This window comes from Nostoc parmelioides FACHB-3921 (assembly GCF_014696625.1).
Taxonomy (GTDB): Bacteria; Cyanobacteriota; Cyanobacteriia; order Cyanobacteriales; family Nostocaceae; genus Trichormus; species Trichormus parmelioides.
In genome coordinates this window covers 90,053-109,344 of the sequence record NZ_JACJQL010000022.1, presented here as the reverse complement: position 1 = coordinate 109,344, position 19,292 = coordinate 90,053, and the positions used below count along the sequence as shown (strand labels likewise).

General features: G+C 41.3%; 14 protein-coding genes. 6 read left to right on the top strand and 8 right to left on the bottom strand.

Annotated features, from left to right (window positions below; all coding sequences use genetic code 11):
- The 3 genes from H6G14_RS16110 to H6G14_RS16100 all read right to left on the bottom strand — a co-directional run.
- On the bottom strand, window positions 1-3,393 hold a 3,393-nt coding region (locus H6G14_RS16110), incomplete at its 3' end, for an Ig-like domain-containing protein (RefSeq protein WP_190568364.1).
- A 636-nt stretch (window positions 3,394-4,029) separates the two neighbouring features.
- Window positions 4,030-5,271 carry a serine hydrolase domain-containing protein gene (locus H6G14_RS16105; protein ID WP_190568363.1) on the bottom strand — a complete coding sequence of 414 codons (1,242 nt, stop codon included), beginning with the start codon at window positions 5,269-5,271 and terminating at the stop codon, window positions 4,030-4,032.
- A 242-nt stretch (window positions 5,272-5,513) separates the two neighbouring features.
- Window positions 5,514-6,347, bottom strand: a complete 834-nt coding sequence (locus tag H6G14_RS16100; RefSeq protein WP_190568362.1) for a sterol desaturase family protein — start codon at window positions 6,345-6,347, stop codon at window positions 5,514-5,516.
- Between the two features lie 128 nt (window positions 6,348-6,475).
- On the opposite strand from H6G14_RS16100, the gene H6G14_RS16095 reads away from it, so the two are divergent.
- Together H6G14_RS16095 and H6G14_RS16090 are read left to right on the top strand one after the other, a co-directional pair.
- Entirely contained in the window at window positions 6,476-7,192 is a 717-nt protein-coding gene (locus tag H6G14_RS16095; RefSeq protein WP_190568361.1) for a COG4280 domain-containing protein, read from the top strand.
- On the top strand, window positions 7,189-8,253 hold the full coding sequence (locus H6G14_RS16090; RefSeq protein ID WP_190568360.1) for a sucrase ferredoxin: 1,065 nt from the start codon (window positions 7,189-7,191) through the stop codon (window positions 8,251-8,253). Before H6G14_RS16095 ends, H6G14_RS16090 begins: the two co-directional genes overlap by 4 nt.
- Before the next feature lie 18 nt (window positions 8,254-8,271).
- Here H6G14_RS16090 and H6G14_RS16085 read toward each other — a convergent pair whose 3' ends face one another.
- Window positions 8,272-9,252: a DUF3102 domain-containing protein gene (locus H6G14_RS16085; RefSeq protein WP_190568359.1), complete on the bottom strand. Its 981-nt coding sequence runs from the start codon at window positions 9,250-9,252 to the stop codon at window positions 8,272-8,274.
- 652 nt (window positions 9,253-9,904) lie between these two features.
- On the opposite strand from H6G14_RS16085, the gene H6G14_RS16080 reads away from it, so the two are divergent.
- Together H6G14_RS16080 and H6G14_RS16075 are read left to right on the top strand one after the other, a co-directional pair.
- Window positions 9,905-10,624, top strand: coding sequence for a VOC family protein (locus H6G14_RS16080; RefSeq protein ID WP_190568358.1), 720 nt, complete (start codon window positions 9,905-9,907; stop codon window positions 10,622-10,624).
- Between the two features lie 13 nt (window positions 10,625-10,637).
- Entirely contained in the window at window positions 10,638-12,338 is a 1,701-nt protein-coding gene (locus tag H6G14_RS16075; protein WP_190568357.1) for an ABC transporter ATP-binding protein/permease, read from the top strand.
- Window positions 12,339-12,476: 138 nt separating this feature from the next.
- On the opposite strand, the gene H6G14_RS16070 is transcribed toward H6G14_RS16075, so the two are convergent.
- Both H6G14_RS16070 and H6G14_RS16065 read right to left on the bottom strand, forming a co-directional pair.
- Window positions 12,477-12,902, bottom strand: a complete 426-nt coding sequence (locus H6G14_RS16070; protein ID WP_190568356.1) for a type II toxin-antitoxin system VapC family toxin — start codon at window positions 12,900-12,902, stop codon at window positions 12,477-12,479.
- On the bottom strand, window positions 12,899-13,120 hold the full coding sequence (locus tag H6G14_RS16065) for a hypothetical protein (protein ID WP_190568355.1): 222 nt from the start codon (window positions 13,118-13,120) through the stop codon (window positions 12,899-12,901). The genes H6G14_RS16070 and H6G14_RS16065 overlap by 4 nt, the downstream gene beginning before the upstream one ends.
- 201 nt (window positions 13,121-13,321) lie before the next feature.
- Here H6G14_RS16065 and H6G14_RS16060 point away from each other — a divergent pair, with 201 nt between their 5' ends.
- Window positions 13,322-13,738 (top strand): Rpn family recombination-promoting nuclease/putative transposase, encoded by a 417-nt coding sequence (locus H6G14_RS16060; RefSeq protein WP_422394078.1) that lies wholly within the window; start codon window positions 13,322-13,324, stop codon window positions 13,736-13,738.
- 195 nt (window positions 13,739-13,933) lie between these two features.
- Window positions 13,934-14,776: a DUF6683 family protein gene (locus H6G14_RS16055; RefSeq protein ID WP_190568354.1), complete on the top strand. Its 843-nt coding sequence runs from the start codon at window positions 13,934-13,936 to the stop codon at window positions 14,774-14,776.
- 10 nt (window positions 14,777-14,786) lie between these two features.
- On the opposite strand, the gene H6G14_RS16050 is transcribed toward H6G14_RS16055, so the two are convergent.
- Together H6G14_RS16050 and H6G14_RS16045 are read right to left on the bottom strand one after the other, a co-directional pair.
- Complete coding sequence (locus tag H6G14_RS16050) at window positions 14,787-18,383, bottom strand: ABC transporter permease/M1 family aminopeptidase (protein WP_190568353.1); 3,597 nt, start codon at window positions 18,381-18,383, stop codon at window positions 14,787-14,789.
- 2 nt (window positions 18,384-18,385) lie between these two features.
- A complete protein-coding gene (locus H6G14_RS16045) occupies window positions 18,386-19,267 on the bottom strand; it encodes an ABC transporter ATP-binding protein (RefSeq protein WP_190568352.1) in 882 nt (293 codons plus the stop codon).
- Window positions 19,268-19,292: the final 25 nt, after the last annotated feature.

Below are 19,292 nucleotides of genomic sequence, written 5' to 3'. Positions count from 1 at the left end.
AAGATATTCCACGCCTTCTGACTCAACCACTTGACGGAATTGCAACCCTTGCTCCACCGCCGAGGTGCGGAAATCTCCACCGACGCTGACTACTACGCCTTCTGCTGGGATGATGCCTTGGGCATTGAATATCAGCACTACGCCAGGCCCATCTACTTCACTTACTACGGGGCTGGCGGTGAATCCTACTACGGGCTGTTCAATAGTCATAGTGTCGTCAATTGTTATGGTTACTTGGTTTGCTTCGGGGTTAACTTGATACTGCTCCCCATCGCGGAGGGTATAGGTATAAGTCCGTGGCCCATCTACTTCCCCGTTATTAAACACCGGTACTGTAATCGTTGCAGTCTGCTCGGTGATGCGGAGAAGTACGGCACTGACAAATTCATTTGTGCCTGCGATCGCGCCGCCTGTGGTAGTTAAACCAACAGGGTTGAGAGTATCTTCAGGATTACGGGGGTTATCCACCGTTACGTTAAATTGAGCAATGGAGCGGGGTACACCACTATCTAGGTAGACGACAACACCGCCTTCTGGGGGTGGGCTGTCGAGGGTAAAGGTGATAGTAAGGACTGTTTGTTCTGACTCAAACAGGGTGGTGGGAGTAGCAGAAACACTAACTACTGGCCCAACTCCTCCGGGTACTCCATCAGTGACGGTGAAGCTGGCAGAACTGGCGGCGGGATCTACTGTGTAACCTTCTCCTGCTTGGAGGGTATAGGTAAAGGTAGCGTCGCTTTCTTCTAAGATGTCGTTTAAGACAGGCAGGTTAATTGTTGCCGTCGGTTCGAGGATGGTAAAGGTGAAGCTGCTCAGGTCTGTTTCGAGGGCAAACAGATCCAATGTTCCCCCTGTGACTCCAGTCTCTACCAAGGGACGGTCAAAGCGGTAGAAAACATTTGCTTCGGCATCAAATCGTACTTGCGCCGCCGTGAACTGTCGGAGAATATTGGCGACATCACCTTGTAGACGCACGGTAATACCTTCGGGGGGAATATCGCCTGTGGTGTTGAAGGTTAATGTTAAGACTGTTCCTTCTGCTTCGCTGACTACATCTGGTGATGCTGTGAGGCTGACTACTGGTAGGGTAGATGGAGCAGTATCGTTAATTGTGAAGGTAATTGCGTTTTCACCAGGAACAAAGTCATATCCAGGTACGGGGCTAAGGGTGTAGGTAAAGGTTTCTGCACCTTCTACAACTTCATCTCTAAATAGAGGTAAAGTGATGGTTGCGGTTTGCTGGAGTAATCTGACAGTAACAGCACTGGATGTAGCATTGGCTCTTAAAAACCGGACTCCATCAAATGCTGCACTAAAAACATCAAATTCAGCCAGCGATCGCTCTACGCCACTATCAAATGTGACTTCTAACCCTCCTTCTGGGGGTGGTTCACTTAGTTGAAAGGTTAAAACAATGCTGTCGTTATTGGCTTCAACTAAATTAGTTGGACTCGCGGTAAAACTAATTGTTGGCATGGTTGTTGGTGGGTTAACTGTGATGTTAACTGTCGCAGGTGTAGAATCTGCTTTGCTGTCGTTGGCTCGATAGGTAAAGCTATCTGTACCTGAAAAACCTGCATTGGGTGTGTAACTAAATGAACCATTGCTGTTTAAGGTCAAACTACCGTTATTGGGTGCTTGCACCACTGCGGCGGTGAGTGAGTCTGACTGAGCATCTGTATCATTGCTTAATACACCATTAGCTACGTCCACTATCAGTTCTTGACCGACTGTTGTGGTGTAGCTGTCGTTGACTGTGACTGGTGGGTCATTTGGTGGTGGCGGTGCTGCGTTGACTGTGATATTGACAGTAGCAGGTGTAGAATTTGTCTTGCTGTCATTAGCTAAATAGGTAAAGCTATCAGTACCAACAAACCCCGCATTGGGTGTATAAGTAAATGAACCATCAGTGTTGAAGGTCACAATACCGTTGCTGGGTGCTTGCGCTACTGCGGCGGTGAGTGGGTCTGATTGAGCATCAGTATCATTGCTTAATACACCATTAGCTGCATCTACTATCAACGCTTGACCCGCTTCTGTGCTGTAGCTGTCGTTGACGGTAACTGGCGGGTCGTTTGGTGGTGGCGGTGGTGCAGTGACTGTAATGCTAACTGTCGCCGGTGCAGAATTAGCTTTAGTATCGTTGGCTAAATAGGTAAAGCTATCTGTACCCACAAACCCTGCATTGGGTGTGTAGGCGAATGAACCATCAGCATTGAAACTGAGAGTACCGTTGCTGGGTGCTTGCACTACTGCGGCTGTTAGCGGGTCTGATTGAGCATCTGTGTCATTACTCAATACACCGTTAGCCGCCGCTACTACCAATTGTTGACCCGCTTGTGTGCTGTAACTGTCGTTGACTGTAGCTGGCGGGTCGTTTGGTGGTGGCGGTGGTGCAGTGACTGTAATGCTAACTGTCGCCGGTGCAGAATTAGCTTTAGTATCGTTGGCTAAATAGGTAAAGCTATCTGTACCCACAAACCCTGCATTGGGTGTGTAGGCGAATGAACCATCAGCATTGAAACTGAGAGTACCGTTGCTGGGTGCTTGCACTACTGCGGCTGTTAGCGGGTCTGACTGAGCATCTGTGTCGTTGCTTAATACACCGTTAGCCACCGCTACTACCAATTGTTGACCCGCTTCTGTGCTGTAGCTATCGTTGACTGTGACTGGTGGATTGTTGGGTGGTGGCGGTGGTGCAGTAACTGTGATGCTGACAGTAGCAGGTGCAGAATTGGCTTTAGTATCGTTGGCTAAATAGGTAAAGCTATCTGTACCCACAAACCCTGCGTTGGGTGTGTAGGCGAATGAACCATCTGCATTCAGGGTGACGCTACCGTTGCTGGGTGCTTGTACTACTGCGGCTGTCAGTGGGTCTGACTGAGCATCTGTGTCATTACTCAATACACCGTTAGTCGCACCTACTACCAACTGTTGACCGGCTTGTGTACTGTAACTATCGTTGACTGTGACTGGTGGATTGTTGGGTGGTGGCGGTGGCGGAACTTGACTAGGATTGTCGTAGAAGTTAACTGTTACCGCACTGAAACTAGGATCAACTGTATATCCTGTGCCTGATTGTAGAGTATAAACTACGCTTTGCTGTCCTTCTGGAATGCCATCTTGAAAAATAGGTACGCTAACGGTGGCAACTTGGGACGTAATGTTAAAGAAAAACCCACTAAAGTCAAAGTCTCCCTGTGGAACACCACCACCAGTGAAGCTGATAGCAAATAAATCTAGTTGCGTTAGGGACTGGGGTACGTTACCTAAGAGATAAACTCTCACACCTCCTGCGGGTGGCGGCTCACTTAACTCAAATCTAAAGGTAAGTACGGTATCTTGAGTCTCTATGATGGTTGTTGTATTGGTTGTAAACTTAACTGTTGTCATAAATAGTTTGCTACAGATGGGTCAGTCTCAAATCTGATCGACAGAAATAACTGCGTTACTTTTCCTCCTAAGTCTTAACTAGGATCACATCTTGTAAAAAACTTAAAGCAGTCTCATTCAACTGAATATTTTGACGATCAAAACGGTGCCAGGTAGATATACTTCTGGCATTCAGTAAATTTCAATTACATAGCTAAATGAATGAAGCTATTACGTTGATTATGCTATCTAGTCATGATATTGACAGCTTAATAACAAGCTAAATACAACGCTCCTAGATGAAAACTAGGGTTATGAAATTGAGAAAATATTCAGATAGCGTTGCTCTCATAGTGATTGGATACTGGATATTAAAACCAGTTTCGGCAACTCTGATTACAACTATGAATAAAATTAGTGATTCTTTATTGCGATTTATTCTCGATAATTGGAATCACACCCTAAATAATAACACATCCGTAATTAATCGGATATCTGAATTATAAATTTTCTGTAAAGTCTATTTATCTCAATATATTTTCGTAGAGATAAATAGTTTGTGCAAATTTTGCACGAATTTGGGATTGGGGATTGGGCATGGGGCATTGGGCATGAGGAAAACAAGGGAGAATTTACTTCTCTTACACCCTCACACCCTCACACCCTCACACCCTTACACCCCAGCATACCGACTGTTACTAACAGCACACTAAGGATCATTTCTGGTTCGGGAACTGGTGCGGGGGGTTCATAACGTCTGAGGGTGGTGAGTGTTGCACCAGCTAGATTGCGGGTTGAACGGGCGTTAGCTAATTCGATATAGGTGATGTTTTCTAAGGGTGAATACCACATATTGGAACGATAACCCAGGGTTTGTCCGCGATGAATGTACCAAAAGCGATTGGGGGATTCTAGAGTACCGATGCCTAGACCGTAGGTAGTATAGTTTGGGGAGGTGATGGGGCTGATGGTGGTGAGCATTTGGTTGAGGGTGTCGGGTTCTAGTAAGCTTCCGCCTATGAGGGCTTGAATGAAGGTAGCTAAGTCGCTGGTGTTGGAAACCATTGCGCCGGTAGCCCAAGCCCAAGATAGATTAGCGACGGAAATATCGTTGAGTGTGCCATTTTGGTCGAAGTCCCAATAACCTCTGACGTAGCCGCCTGGGATGGCTTCTTCTTCAGCAAAAAAGGTGTTGGTGAGGGCTAAGGGTTCAAGGATGCGATCGCGTATTTCTTGGGCAATATTATTGTTAGTTGCGGCTTCTACCACCATACCTAACAGCAAATAGTTGGTGTTGGAATATTGCCAAGAGTCTCCAGGTTGAAAACTCGCTTCTAAGCCATCGATAAAACTGACTAATTCTTCTGGTTGCCAAGAATTGAAAAATACCCCTGGATTAACGGCAGCCCATCTAAATAATACATCTGTATAATCAGGAACGCCGCTTGTGTGGTTGAGGAGTTGGCGGAGGGTAATTTGATGAGCGTTGGGAATCCAATCGGTTACGGATTTTGGTAGTCTGTCTGTTAGCTTATCATCTAAATTGAGGGTGCCTTCTTCTACTAGCTGTAGTGTAGTTGTAGCGACAAAGGTTTTCGTAATACTACCAATTTCAAAGCGATCGCTTGGCTGTAATACTCTACCTGTGGCTATGTCTGCTACCCCACTAGCCCCAAACCAATTTCCTTTCGGGCTGATAATTGCTACAGCCGCACCTGGGATGTCTCCCCGTGCTTGATCTAAGGCTGTTTGTAGTTGTTGTTCTAAGTCTCTATTAACTGTATTTCTGAAGGTAATGGACTGGCTTGATTCAGTTGTTAAGGTTGCAGCTTGGGCGATCGCTGGGGTAAATAATATGGCTGATGTCAGAATGGTTATGCGAATAATTTTCAATAGCATATTCGTAAAGAGGGAATAGGGAATAGGGAATGGGTATTAGGATTTTTACTCAGCACTTTCAAGCTAAATTTATCTAATTTTAGTTATGCAGACCACAAATTTATTTCTCGGTGGCATAAAATGCTGGCGCAAGATATCAGATATATAAAGCTGTGTGTTACGGCAATGTAAATATTTGAGGTTTGGAAAGATTATAAGCTAGCCGTAACGCACCATAATCATGCGGTGCGTTACGCTTTGCTTTAACGCACCCTACAACTACGGTTGATTTTGATTAATTTCCACCATTCTCTAAAAGGTAAAATAGATGCTTCCCACAGATGATTATAGTTTTCTTTGGTTGTTAGTCCTGTGGCTGGAAACTCCCCTGGGTGGGGATGACAATAAGAACCAAAAACTATGTCCCAAATTGGGAAGAATACTGCATAGTTTTTATTAATATGTTGGGGTTGAAATGAGTGATGAATTCTGTGATATTGTGGACTGACAATTATGGTTGAGAATACACCAAATCCTAAGCGTAAATTCATGTGGATGAATTGCAACCACAAGATTTCTATAAATGCTAATAATCCGGCTGCTATCGGCTGAAGATTAAATAATAAATTCATAGGGAGAACTATAAAGAAGAGAATTAACGGTTCTTCTAGCCAATGTACTCTTCTGGAACTGGTGACATTTAAGGATTCTTCACTGTGATGAAATTTATGTTGTCCCCATAAAAATGAATTGGTGTGCTGTAAGCGGTGAAACCAATAGTAGAAGAAGTCAACTATTAAGAAATAAATAATTATGCCAATAATTGTTTCTATCCAGTTGCGAGGTGCGGGGAAATTAATATAAGCTCCACCTAACCAACTGCGTGTTAATCCCACTAGTGTAGCTAAACCAAGAGCATTCATTCCCAATGCCAATAAAATATAGACAACATACCATTTTAAGTTGAAAATAATATGGCGAAATGGTTGATTTGGTTCTGCTGGACGCACTCTTTCTATTACAATAAATACGCCATACATTAGCATTCCCTTCAGCACATATTCCATAAAGCTGAAGATAGCATCCATCCATTCCATGATGAATTAACCTATTTTTTGTGTAGAGAAAATGAATTTGATGATTTTGTGGTGTATTGTATTAATTTACCACAAGTCCGACTCAATTAGTTGCAAATTTATCTCAATTTATTTTCTGAGGTAACAAGATGAATTGGAGTATTTTCTTGGCTGCACTTGGTAGTACGAGTGTGGAGTTTTTCGAGGTGGTAGCGATCGCCTATGCTGTTGGTAGTTCTGGTTATGTTAAAGAAGCCGTTTCGGGTGCTATCGTCGGGTTAATAGCTGTGTTGTCGGTGGCGATCGCTCTCGGCAATGGCTTACAATTCTTACCATTACAACCATTACAAATTTTGATTGGTGGGTTGTTATTGTGGTTTGGTTGGGGATGGGTGCAGAAGTCTGTACGGCGACTGGCTACGGGAAGGCGCGCAGGTTGGATTGATGATGATGTTCTGGAAAAAGAGGGTATTGTTTTAGAGCAGGAATCTGTGGGATTTAGCAAACTGAATTTCCTGATTATGACTAAAAGTGTAGCTCTGGAAGCCTTGGAAATCGTTGTGATTGTGATGACTTTGGGTTTAGCAAGCAGCGCATGGTCTGAGGCGATCGCTGCCACAGGGTTGGCTTTATTATTATCTTTAGTTGTGGTAGTTTTTCTACATCCATATTTGGTAAAACTGCCAGAAGTGTTAATCAAACTGGGTGCAGGAATTATGCTCAGTGCAATGGGTACTTTCTGGTTAGGGGAAGGTATGGGGATAGAATTCCCTTTTGATGAGTTTTCAATTTTGCTTTTAATGACTTTATATAGTCTAACAGCCGGAATTTCCGTGTATTGGTTCAAAAATCAACCTGTAACATGAGAAAAATAGATGATGATTGTCGTTACTGTTCTGTAGTTTCTAAAGCTAACCGAGAAGACCCCATTGGAACAGCAGGGACAGTAGATGAATGGTTACTTGTGGAAGTACCCCAACCTTGGAAAACCAATCTTTGGGAAGCAAAACCAGAATTTCAACCACTATTAAAAGTTGTTGAAAGGTTAGCATCTCAGCCTATACGATATTTTAAAACTAGATTACTGGCGATCGCTCCCGATAAAACCTACACTAACCCAGAACTCGTCCGCGTCTTTCACTACAAGCGTCCAGCCAAGTTATTTGCTCAATATACCAAATGGGAATATTTACTTCCCCTGACGCAACTTGCACCCCTTACAGAAGCTTTATTATTCCAACCCCAGCAACTCATCAATTTTGTGTCTTACCAGCAACCCACAGAACACATTCGGGAAATTCTCATCTGTACCCATGCGAACTATGATCGAGCTTGCGGAAGATTTGGTTATCCCCTTTACCAACAGCTACGCAAACAGTATGCTACCGAAAATTTGCGCCTGTGGCAAACTAATCATTTTGGCGGACATCAATTTGCACCGACATTAATTGATTTCCCTTACGGACAAGTTTGGGGACATTTGGAAGTTGATATTTTAGATTGTTTAATTTATCGTCTGGGTGATGTTGAGCAGTTACGCCCGTACTATCGCGGTTGGACAGGATTAAGCAAGTTTGAGCAAATCGCAGAACGGGAAATTTGGATGCAGATGGGTTGGGAATGGTTGAACTACGAAAAAACTGGACGCATTTTGGCGCAAGATGAAGGGGGGAGTCAAAAAAAGCTCCTGAAAATCATTTTTAAGCGTCTTCCCTGTCCCAAATTAAAACTTTTAGTGGAACGGTGGAATGAGCAAGCTACCTGGGTGAAGTTGGCAATTAACTATACACATAAAGAAGGCGACAATTGGGGTACATACACAGCCTTAGTCAAGCAAACTGGAACAGTCACCACAAAACTCAAATCCGGCGATGATGTACCCTTGGCGAGGGTGAATCAGTATGGTGTTGAGGAGTTAGGGAAATAAGAAATTACGAATTACGAATTAAATCTGTTCGACACTCAACCCCGAAGCAATAACGGCTTGCTGACACAAATCTATAGAGGGATCACCGGCTATGACTCGTCGCTGGAGACGATGAGCGATCGCAATCATATCCGCTTGTGGTAACCAGGGAAATACTACCAAGTCCCCTGGCTGAGAAAACATGGTAATTAATTGCTCTAAAGTATTTGCTTTTAAACCAGAGGGTTGAAGAACAATCACTGTTGTTGCTTCCTCAATCAACCACTCATGATCCCAATCATCCGCCGTTACGGCTACAGCTAGGGCGATAGGAGGAATGTTAGCAAAAAACTCTCTTGAGGCTGTGTCACCATGAAATATCAAATGCTGTTTATCTAAACGTAACCACTGGCGACTTGATGCGGGAGTATTTTCTGATATCTGTTGCGCGGTGATTGGTACTTCAACTATAGACTTATTAACATGATCAGAATTGATTTTGTCTATAGAGTTAGGTATGATGGCGATGATTTCTGATGGGCTGGTGGGAGTTAATTCTGGTTTTTCTGCGACTTTTTCTTGTTGGTGCTTAATATTTTGGACTAATTCTTTATGGGTGATGCGTTTACCTGCTTTTGCTTCCTCTATGTACTGTTCCCGCAAATTTTGGGGTGTCGAAGGTGCAGCTAGAAGATAAAGGGCTGAGGTGGCAATGTCAATTTGTGCAAGATTTGCACGATTCCCAAAGGTTTCGTAAACATTAATAAAATTATAAGCTGTGCGGCGACTCCAACCAAATTCGGCTTTCAACCAAGTCTCAAACTGACCATGCTTCAATTGAGCGCGGACTTCTGCCAAACTTTGTCCTATTTCCCAAATATCTTGGGCTGTCCGTCGTAACTGTTCTCTAATCTCGCTGGTGCGTTGCTCAACTAGCGATCGCTGCTCAGGAGAGAGAATGCTGTAATCAAAACTCGTCACAATATTCTCTTGTGGATTTGTACGCTTGGAATTAATCATAAGTTATGGGTTTTTAAATCCATTGAGCAAAGAATTCAGCTACCTCGGATGGCTGATAGGACAAAGAATAATGTTGTTTTAGTCAGATACAGGTATAATCCCTATGCTAGTAGATACACGATACTTTTATCTTATGGGAAGATGGACACTTATTGCATTGAGGGGCATAAATACTTTACTTTAACCGGGCAATACCTACTCAGCATCAACTCCCAGGTAGCTAGGGCTATTCTAACCGCACTAAATTTAATTATCCTACGCAATATCACGGTAATTTAAATAATTTGATGTATTCTTGCCCAATATCTCATAACAAATAGTTAGCATTTTTCACAGGTGTTTTAGTGTTGCTGTTAATTACAGCGATCACCAAAATACTTGACAAAGTATCCCATTTATTGATTTATTGAGAATAATTCTTAAAAGATTTGAGTGTTGGTAAAAATGCTGATGTGGATGTTGTATCAGGGTTGGATCTATTGGAGCGATTTTTTCTAAGTTATGAAGTAGGCCTAATTTGACATTTGTGATAGCAAAACAGCAGATTTCCGAGTTTTTACCAGAATAAAGCCTGAAATCCTCAACTATCACCGATGAAAATCAGTAATTACAGAAATAATTTTTCCCTATCTGAAGCCATACGAGCTAATTTATGAAAACTCAGTTGCTACCTTCGGTAAATAGTTCCTTGTTAGAAGTTGATCATATTTTTATTTGTGTTGAGACAGCACCAGCACTAGAGTTCTTTGCTAAACAGGGACTAACTGTTGCAAAAACTCCTGTGAGACAGCAGGAGAGGGGTACAGCCTCACAAATCATTTTTTTTGAGAATTTTTATCTAGAATTTATTTGGGTTGAGGATGAAGTTGCGGCGGAAATTTATGCAGTGCGGACAGGGATAGATTTTTTAGCGCGATCGCGTCGTGATGATCCCAAAATTTCCCCCTTTGGGATGGCTCTCCGTCAGCAACATCGGACAAGAAAATCTCTAGACGAGTATGAGTTTAGGTATTCACCGCCAGGGGGATCAGAATTATTATTGAGTTTTTCTAGTGATAATTTGGTTACGCAAACAGAACCTCTGTGTTTTGTCATTCCCGATGCGATCGCTTTACCCAAACTAAAAAGAAACTTTCCCAACTTGCAACAGCAGTGGATGTCTCATGCGTTGGGGTTGAAAAAGATGACAGGAATCGAGGTTTCGGCTGTGAGCGGGGATCATTTGACTCAACCTCTGTCTCTTTTATCACAAGATGGCGTAGTACAAATTGAGTCCGGTTCGCCATGTGTCCAGTTAACCTTTGATAATCGCGTCCAGAGAGGAATGATTGATGCTCGCAAAATAGATATTCCTCTGATATTGAAGTTTTAGGCGCATAAATATCATGGATAGGCGAAATCGTCAGATTTGGCAGCAATTATGGCAGATTATTCAACCATACTGGTTATTACATGGGCGTGAAACTATAATCATCCAGTTAATCATGCTGGTGATTTTATCCTTGGGAAGTAGTTATTTCATCATTTTTGAAATTCTCCAACGTGGTGAAATCACTTCTTCCTTAGCAGCGCAGAACGTCAATCGCTTTTACCAAACATTTTGGTTTTTTAGCGGTGTTGTCATTATTAACGTTGTATTTATCTCTCTCAAAAACTATATCCAAGCCCAAATTAGCCTCGATTGGCGCAAAAGTCTGACATCTCACTATCTCCAGCAATATTTTTCCCAACAATCCTTTTATCAATTACAAGTAAACTCTGAGGTTGATAATCCAGATCAACGGTTAGCGGAAGATATCAAAAATGTTACCCAAAGGCTACTAGCACTATTTGTCATCTTTCTCGATTCTTTAGTGCAGTTGATTGGTTTTATCGGCGTACTGTGGTTGATTTCTCCCTTCTTGATGTACTCCTTGGTGACTTACGCTATCGTCGGTTCAGTGGTGACAACGCTGGTATTTGGAAAGGTATTAGTCGGGATCAACTTAGAGCAGATCAAGCGGGAAGCGGATTTTCGCTATGGTTTAGTCAGAGTTAGAGAAAATGCGGAAGCGATCGCATTTTACAACGGACAAACCCAGGAATCACAACAACTCAAACAGAGATTTAGTCAAGTATTTGCCAATATCAAGCGTTTAATTAACTGGCAATTTCGGCTGAATGTCTTTCAAAATGGGTATCAGTTTCTCACCTTCATCTTACCCTTTCTGATTTTAGCCCCCCGAATTTTCTCCCGTGAACTAGAAATAGGTGCAGTCACCCAATCCCAAGCAGCCTTTGAGCGAGTCGGGTTAGCACTAGGATTAATTATTACTCAATTTAATCAAATCAGTGCCTTAGCAGCCGGAATTGAGAGACTTTCAGAACTAGCCAAGGGAATGAAAACAGAAGCCCAAGGGAAAATTCAGCTTACGGAAAATACAGAGATTAATATTAAAAATTTTACCTTAGAAATTCCCCAACGAGGCAACTTAATTCAAGATATATCTTTCACAGTCAAACCAGGGGAATCATTAATCATTGTCGGAGAGAGTGGCGTAGGGAAGACATCATTATTGCGGGCGATCGCAGGACTATGGTTACATGGAGAAGGCATAATTGAGCGTCCAAACAACGATAGCCTGTTATTTCTCCCCCAACGTCCTTACATCACCTGGGGAAGCTTGCGACAACAACTAACCTACCCCCAAACAGCCACTAATATCCCCTCTGAAATTCTCCTCAAAACCCTCCAACAAGTACACCTACCAGACTTAGCCCAACGCCACGGAGGCTTAGATACTGTAATTGATTGGTCAAGAGTATTATCATTAGGAGAACAACAAAGACTAGCCTTCGCCAGATTGCTCTTAATTCAACCAAAATACGCCATTTTAGACGAGTCAACAAGTGCGCTAGATGAAGAAACCGAAGCCAGTTTATATCAACAACTGCAACAAACATCAATCACCTATATCAGCGTCGGACATCGTAGTGCATTATTAAACTATCATCAATTGGTTTTAGAACTAGCAGAGCAAAACTGGCAATTATTACCTACAGCAAATTATAATCTCTCCTCAAACCCTCCGCGCACCTTTGCGTGAACTCCGCGCTCCTCTGCGTTTAAAACTCCTCTAAATCAGTAACGTAGGGTGTGTGACGGCAGCGATAAGATTTAAAACATCACCCATATATTCAACTTGCCGTCACGCACCAAACAGATCATAATAAAAGCACCGTAGCTAGGTTTCTTTAAAAGGATTAAAAACCACAATCTCTATCCCATCAAAATCTTTTTCATTACGAGTAACCAAAGTATAGTTGTAATATTTTGTTGTAGCAGCAATAAGAGAATCTAAAGGAGGTAACTTTCGCCCCTTTTTCTCTAACTCTCCTACCAACTCACCCCATAACAATATTACAGATAAATCTAAAGGTAAAATTCTCCTCTCGAACTGCACAAGTAATTCATTATCAAACCAATCTTGAATATTCTTTTTTCGTAATGATTCAGGTAGCTTTTCGATTCCCTTTCTAATTTCTCCAATGGTGATTACACTCAAAAAAGTTCGTTTGGCATCTAAACCTTTTAGCCACTCGATTACCTTTTGATTAGGCTGAGTAGATATCAATTCAGAAATAATATTTGTATCTAAAATGTAGTTCATAATTCTAGTTGGCGGTTGTCAAATTCTCTTTGACGTTCTAAATCTATATCCACACCAACTAGAGGAGAATTTTGAAATAATTCAACTAAATTTTCTGATTCGGTTTTGGAGTCTTTCTTTTCTGTTTGCTTAGTTAAATAATGGATTAATTGTATCTTGTCTTCTATGCTTAAATTATCAATTTCTTTTAATAACTCTTTCACAGGTAAGTTACTCATTTTAATATTCCTATTAAAAAACAAGTTTATTTACTACTAATTATAGCATCGCCAATTGGGATATATAATAAATATTTTCTCTATAGTTGGTGCATTATTCACGTAGAGTGTATGACGGTAACGATAACATTATAATATCACCCATATATTTAACTTGCCGTCACGCACCAAGCCAACATAAATAATATCACTCATGATAAAATCACCATAGCCAAAAATCAGCTGAAATCTCTGCGTGAAAACCGACAGCATATTTTATCGCCAAAATTAGTAATTGAGGCGGAAGATACAGCCATTAACATGGCTAAGAAATTAATCAACCGCACCCAAAAAGCACAAAATTTGCAACTTCCACAACAACAGTTACTAGAATTAATAGAGACAATCTTAGTTTATAAATTTCCCCAAATGAGTCGCCAGGAGATAGAAGCAATGTTTGGTTTAAGTGAGTTAAAGCAAACGCGAGTTTATCAAGAAGCTAAAGAAGAAGGCAAACTAGAAGGTGAACAGGAAGGTAAACAAAAAGCCAAATTAGAAGCTGTACCTAAACTGTTAGCACTGGGTTTAACTGTAGAACAGATAGCACAGGCTTTAGATTTAGATGCTGCACAAGTCTAAGAATTAGCATAACAAGAGAGATAACTTCTCTTTGCTACACAAAGCTAGAGCAGTAGGGTGTGTGACGGCAATGCGGGGATTTGAATATGAGCGACAGTATAAATTGCCGTAACGTACCGTAATCACACCCTCATATCACTATTGAGGTAGAATCAGGGACAAATAAATTTAAAATCGCAAATTACACCTGATTATATGCTGAAAATCAATCAACTGATAGCCCAATGGCAAACCTTGAGATTAGACAAATATAGAGATCAGCGTCCTTTGGCGTATCATCGACTAGCTAACTGGAAACTGGCTCTTAAAGCTACCCTGCTACTTGCACCAATCTTCATCCCGCTACCAGTAACTGCACAGATATCCAACATTGATATCCCATTCATGTCATTTTACGATCATCAAGGTACTTATGCAGCTACAATTGGCATCGGTACTCCAACAGCAAAGGTGTTCACCGAACTCAGTCCACAAAAAAATCCATCTCAGAGAACAACTACCAAGACTCAGCCGGTGAGCGTGCTGAGTTTTCGCCACTCCCCACAGATCACAACACGAGTACGCGAGCAAATTACCGAGAAATTTGCAGTACAGTCTCCCGAAAAAACCGCACAGATTCGCAGTGAGTTCAATCAGGCTGATGTTGTCGGTGAATTTCGCCGCTTAATCAAACGCTATGGCTATGATCCTGATAATCTTGCCCACAATATGTCCGCTTTCCTAATATTACAGTGGGAAGTGCTTACCGACAATCAAGCCCAACGTCCCCAGATGGAGGGTACAGTAGAACAAGTTACCAAAGCATTACGGACTAGCTCACTGCTGGGTGGTATGAGCAATACTGACAAGCAAATCGTTGCCGATTCTATGGCATATCAAGCAGTGATGTCTGTGCTTGTGTTGAATGATCTCAAGCGTCGCGGTGATAGTGCTGGTATAGCAAAGCTACGTGAAGGTATTATTCGCAGTGCGCGGGTTCTGGGATGGGACTTCAATCGCCTGAAACTCACTAGCCAAGGCTTTGTCACCGCACGTTGATCGCTTTTTGTTAACGTTCCACATCAGCACGCAGACGCTTAACATTATCCTGTAAGACAGCAGAAGGTAAAATATAACTCCCATCAACCGCCGCATAAGTAGGAAGTTCATCTGTCACAACCTCAATAGTTGCTTGTTGTTGATTAACTTGATGTTTCTGCTGATAAATCCTATTTCCGCTAGCATCCTCCAAAGACACAGTAAATGGGATATTTAACACTGCTGATTTTTGTTCTCCCAGATTACTTGTATAAAGCTTCTGGGCTTCTACCTTCAATTTAATTTTATATTTCCCATCAGGTAAGTTTTGCCAAACAGCATCAGTTAAAGATACTTGATAGGTAATAACTTGAGCAAACAATTCACTAATTACCTCTCGCCGTTCAGCCGCAGCCTTACTTAAAATTGCATCCCGTAAATCAATCACCGTTGCATAGGGAGCAGATTTATGGCGATACTTATTTAAAAAGTCCCGAATAGCAGATAATAAAGCCTCCTTACCAATGATATCTTCCACCAATTCCAACACCATACCACCCTTATAACGAGCGATAGGAGTTTCATTATAAACATCAGTTAAGGGAGGTTCTTTAAAATCGATTTTTCCTAACTGACGGAAGAAATCCCGCATCAACTGTTTTCTTGCTAAAACTTGTTCTTTAGGAGTGCGTCGAGAACGTTGATAAAGTGAACTAGCATAAGCGCTCAAAGATTCATTAATTGTCATCCCACCTGCAACATCAGCCGCCATAATTTGCTCATCCCACCAAGCTTGAGCCAAGAGATATGACAACCAATCAATGATATTTTCCTTACCTAAACCTTGGGCTTGACTTTTCCAAACTAAGACTTCAGGAATGCCAATTGTCCCAGCATCAGAAAATACCATACCATTGTAAAAAACAAACTCCGTCACCCGCACTTGTGGAAAAGGATAGACACCAAAAGTTTTTTCATAAAACTCTAAAGCTTCGCCAATTTGAGTGGCGATGAGTTTTACATTCTCTTCGTGGGGTGGATGGTAATAGATTTCAATAGGAACGCGATAATTATTATTTCGATAAACTTTGTAGCGTCCAGAATAAATAGTAAATTCACCCCGCTTGGGAGTAGTTGATTGATAACGGAAGTATTTTCTATCTCCTTGTGTCCATTCTTTGATTAATTTCCCCGATGTGATAGCAGTTTGAGTAGCAGAAGTACCAATAGTAATATCTGTTTTACCCCAACTTAAATGAGTTAACATCAGCCCTTGGGATAAACCCACCGGATCATCATGTTTTCGCATTCTGTCTTCCAGGGGTGGTAGATTTAGCTTTTGACGTAACCAAGCTTTTTTATTTTCTACCATCTTGGTGTAACCCACAAAAGGTAAGATAAAAGGACTATATAAATAAGTGCCGTTACCTACCACATCGTTAGGATAAATCATGTAGATATCATCATTATCAACCTCATTGCGAAATCCTTGGGGGCGTTCAATGCGGGTGACAAACTGCATGGTTTGTTTCTCTCCCGGCATCAAAGGTTTTTCTAGGTCATAGATGTGATATCCTAGTTTTTTATCGGATGAACGTAACTTTAAACCTGGATATTTTACATCATCAATTTTCAAATTAATGAAAGTCAATAAATGAATTTCTCGTATCGGTGACTGGGTGCGATTTTCTAATAAATACTCACCTTGAGCAATAAAATAACGCTGCTCTGGATAAAGGTCAATATTTAGCCGAGTTTCAGTCACAACCGGCATTGGCAGATTTTCATACTTTTTGTATCGCCTTTCAACTTCCGCCGCCGTTTCTTCGCTGGTAGGTGGTTTGTATGCGTTAACAATAATTGTGTTGTAACCAATCCATCCTCCCACACCTGCAAACATGAATACTAAAGCTGCTAAAGCACGTTTGACTTTTTTATTAGTATTTCGCCAACCTCTTCGCCAATCTTTCACAAGACTTTGATCAAAACTACCACGGGGATAAATAATATATGCCAGCATCATTAAAATTGCTCCCCCAATTGCCCAATAAAGGCTACACAAAAGATGTCCAGTTAACAGATGTCCGTAACCGTTCATTAAGGAATATTCAATATCATTGGTAGCAGCAAAACGGTAGAGATTATGATATAAACCCAGGGCATGAAGAGGAATTTTTGAGAGAGAAATTAACACTGCCAACGCCATACCCGCATATTTATGGCGAGTGACTATTTGCGTAAATAAGGCGAGAACAGCCGTTAAATAAAAGTATGGGCTATGCTCAACAAAGAGCATTTGCAAATATAAGGTAAACTCAAAATTGTAGTAACCATTAATAGCTTGATATCCTACCATCACCACCATTGCTAATAGTAGATTAATAGTGATGATGATAAATAAAGCAGTGAGTTTTGATAATAATAAAGCGGCGTTAGAAATAGGTGTGGCATCTATCACCGCTTGTAGACGCAATTCTCTATCTCGCCAAAATAACTCAGCAGCATAGACGATGATAATGGCGAAAAGAATATATTCTAAATAAATATTAGCGGCATGAATTAAGATGTCGGTGCTAGGGTTAGAATAGTTGTAAGTACGAGTTCCCATTGCTGAGACAATCAAACTAATTAAGCCAAAGGCAGTTAGTAAGATAAATGCTCGTCCTCGTAAAATTAAGTTAGTTTCAAACCAAGCGCGGTTAATCCATTGTTGCCATAGTAAGGAAGATGCAGGAGAATAAGCGGGGGAATAATTTCTATTGATATTAATTGGTTGAGACTTTGTAGTCTTCACTTTGGTTTTCACAGGAGATTTTTCCATCACCTTCATCGAATAGGTGTGATAACTCCACATCCAACCAGCTACAGCAATGGTAATCCAAAGTAGACGATTCCAAAACAGTGTTCCTCCTAAAGATGGCATCAAATTATTATGCTGAAAAACTGTCCAAGTCAGGGTTTTTTCTTCAAAAGCATAAAAGCCAAAGGGATCTAACATTGCCCAGATGCGGTATAATTCAAAGTCGATGACATCTACCCCCACCAGCATCAGAGAAACCAGGTAGAGCATAACAAGAACAATTGCCCCAGCATAGGTAATGATAATACTTCTGGTTTTGGAGGCAATAGCAAACGCGATCGCAGCTACTAAAAATAGATTTGGTAAGACAAAAAATCCATAACTAGCCACATAAGCTTCAGGGCGAAATGCACCCAAAGCAAAGGGATTTAACCCAGGAATGATAGTACCTAAAAGCATCCCTGGTATATAGGTAGAAAATGCCAAAAGCGTCACCCCAAATGCAGCAATAAAACGGGTGGTTAAATAATCCCGTTTACGGATGGGAGTAGCCAGAATTAAAGCTTCCATCCGGTAATTGCTATCCCGCACAAAAGTTTCCGCCACAAAAGCCGATGCAGCCAAAATCCCAAAAATCGTATACCAAATAGTCACTTGAAATATTTCCGCCGGACTATTGACAAAAAAGAAGGCATTACCCGGCCCAGCTTTAGCAACTATATCAGTAAATCCAATGGTGAAAAATAAGATAGCAATTAACCAAAATGTCGGGCGACGCAGATGATAAAATATTTCAAATTTGAAAATAGCAGAAAAGGCTGATTGCATAATTAAACAGTAATAGCTTGAGGTTCTGATTTATCTAATAACGCCAGGAAATAAACATCATTCAAATCTGGTTCACCAAGTTGAAAATTTTGTCCTGGTTGCGAATCACTTAACACCCGCACCCATCTTTCTCCCTTAGACATTCGGGAAGTAATTACTGTCAATTCTTCAGAATTATTTATCTGGGAATGTGGCGCAGTCCAAACTCTACCATTTAAAGCATTAATTAAAGCCTGTGGACTACCACTGCGAATAATTTCCCCCCGATTCATAATTGCCATATTCGGGCATAATTCAGCGACATCTTCCACAATATGCGTCGAAAGCAGTAAAATTCTGTCTTGGCTGATTTCTGATAATAAATTATGAAATCGGATGCGTTCTGCTGGATCTAAACCTGCGGTGGGTTCATCGACAATTACAAGTTTAGGTGAACCGAGTAAAGCTTGAGCAATGCCAAAACGTTGACGCATCCCACCGGAAAAAGTACCTAATTTCTGGTGACGCTGTTCGTATAAATTCACAAGTTGCAGTTGTTGTGCAACTATTTCTCGCCGTTGTTTTTGATGAATAAATCCTTTGAAAACTGCTAATTGATCTAATAATTCTGCGGCAGAAACATTGGGGTAAACGCCGAAATCTTGAGGTAAATAACCTAAGATACTACGAGCAGATTGAGGATTCTTCAGGAAGTTGATGTCATCTAATTCTATTGTGCCGGAATCAGCATCTTGGAGGGTAGCTAATGTCCGCATCAGGCTAGATTTTCCTGCACCATTGGGGCCGAGTAATCCAAATATGCCGTAATCTATAGTTAAGGATATGTTGTGTAAAGCTCGGATACCGTTGGGGTATGTTTTGTTTAATTTTTGGATGGTAAGCATAGTTTTTTAATTTCTTCTTTCCTTT

Bases quoted from the DNA above. Each gene is read 5' to 3' on its own strand.
- H6G14_RS16105 (WP_190568363.1), bottom strand. From the start codon at position 5,271: ATGCTATTGAAAATTATTCGCATAACCATTCTGACATCAGCCATATTA.
- H6G14_RS16100 (WP_190568362.1), bottom strand. From the start codon at position 6,347: ATGGAATGGATGGATGCTATCTTCAGCTTTATGGAATATGTGCTGAAG.
- H6G14_RS16095 (WP_190568361.1), top strand. From the start codon at position 6,476: ATGAATTGGAGTATTTTCTTGGCTGCACTTGGTAGTACGAGTGTGGAG.
- H6G14_RS16090 (WP_190568360.1), top strand. From the start codon at position 7,189: ATGAGAAAAATAGATGATGATTGTCGTTACTGTTCTGTAGTTTCTAAA.
- H6G14_RS16085 (WP_190568359.1), bottom strand. From the start codon at position 9,252: ATGATTAATTCCAAGCGTACAAATCCACAAGAGAATATTGTGACGAGT.
- H6G14_RS16080 (WP_190568358.1), top strand. From the start codon at position 9,905: ATGAAAACTCAGTTGCTACCTTCGGTAAATAGTTCCTTGTTAGAAGTT.
- H6G14_RS16075 (WP_190568357.1), top strand. From the start codon at position 10,638: ATGGATAGGCGAAATCGTCAGATTTGGCAGCAATTATGGCAGATTATT.
- H6G14_RS16070 (WP_190568356.1), bottom strand. From the start codon at position 12,902: ATGAACTACATTTTAGATACAAATATTATTTCTGAATTGATATCTACT.
- H6G14_RS16065 (WP_190568355.1), bottom strand. From the start codon at position 13,120: ATGAGTAACTTACCTGTGAAAGAGTTATTAAAAGAAATTGATAATTTA.
- H6G14_RS16055 (WP_190568354.1), top strand. From the start codon at position 13,934: ATGCTGAAAATCAATCAACTGATAGCCCAATGGCAAACCTTGAGATTA.
- H6G14_RS16050 (WP_190568353.1), bottom strand. From the start codon at position 18,383: ATGCAATCAGCCTTTTCTGCTATTTTCAAATTTGAAATATTTTATCAT.
- H6G14_RS16045 (WP_190568352.1), bottom strand. From the start codon at position 19,267: ATGCTTACCATCCAAAAATTAAACAAAACATACCCCAACGGTATCCGA.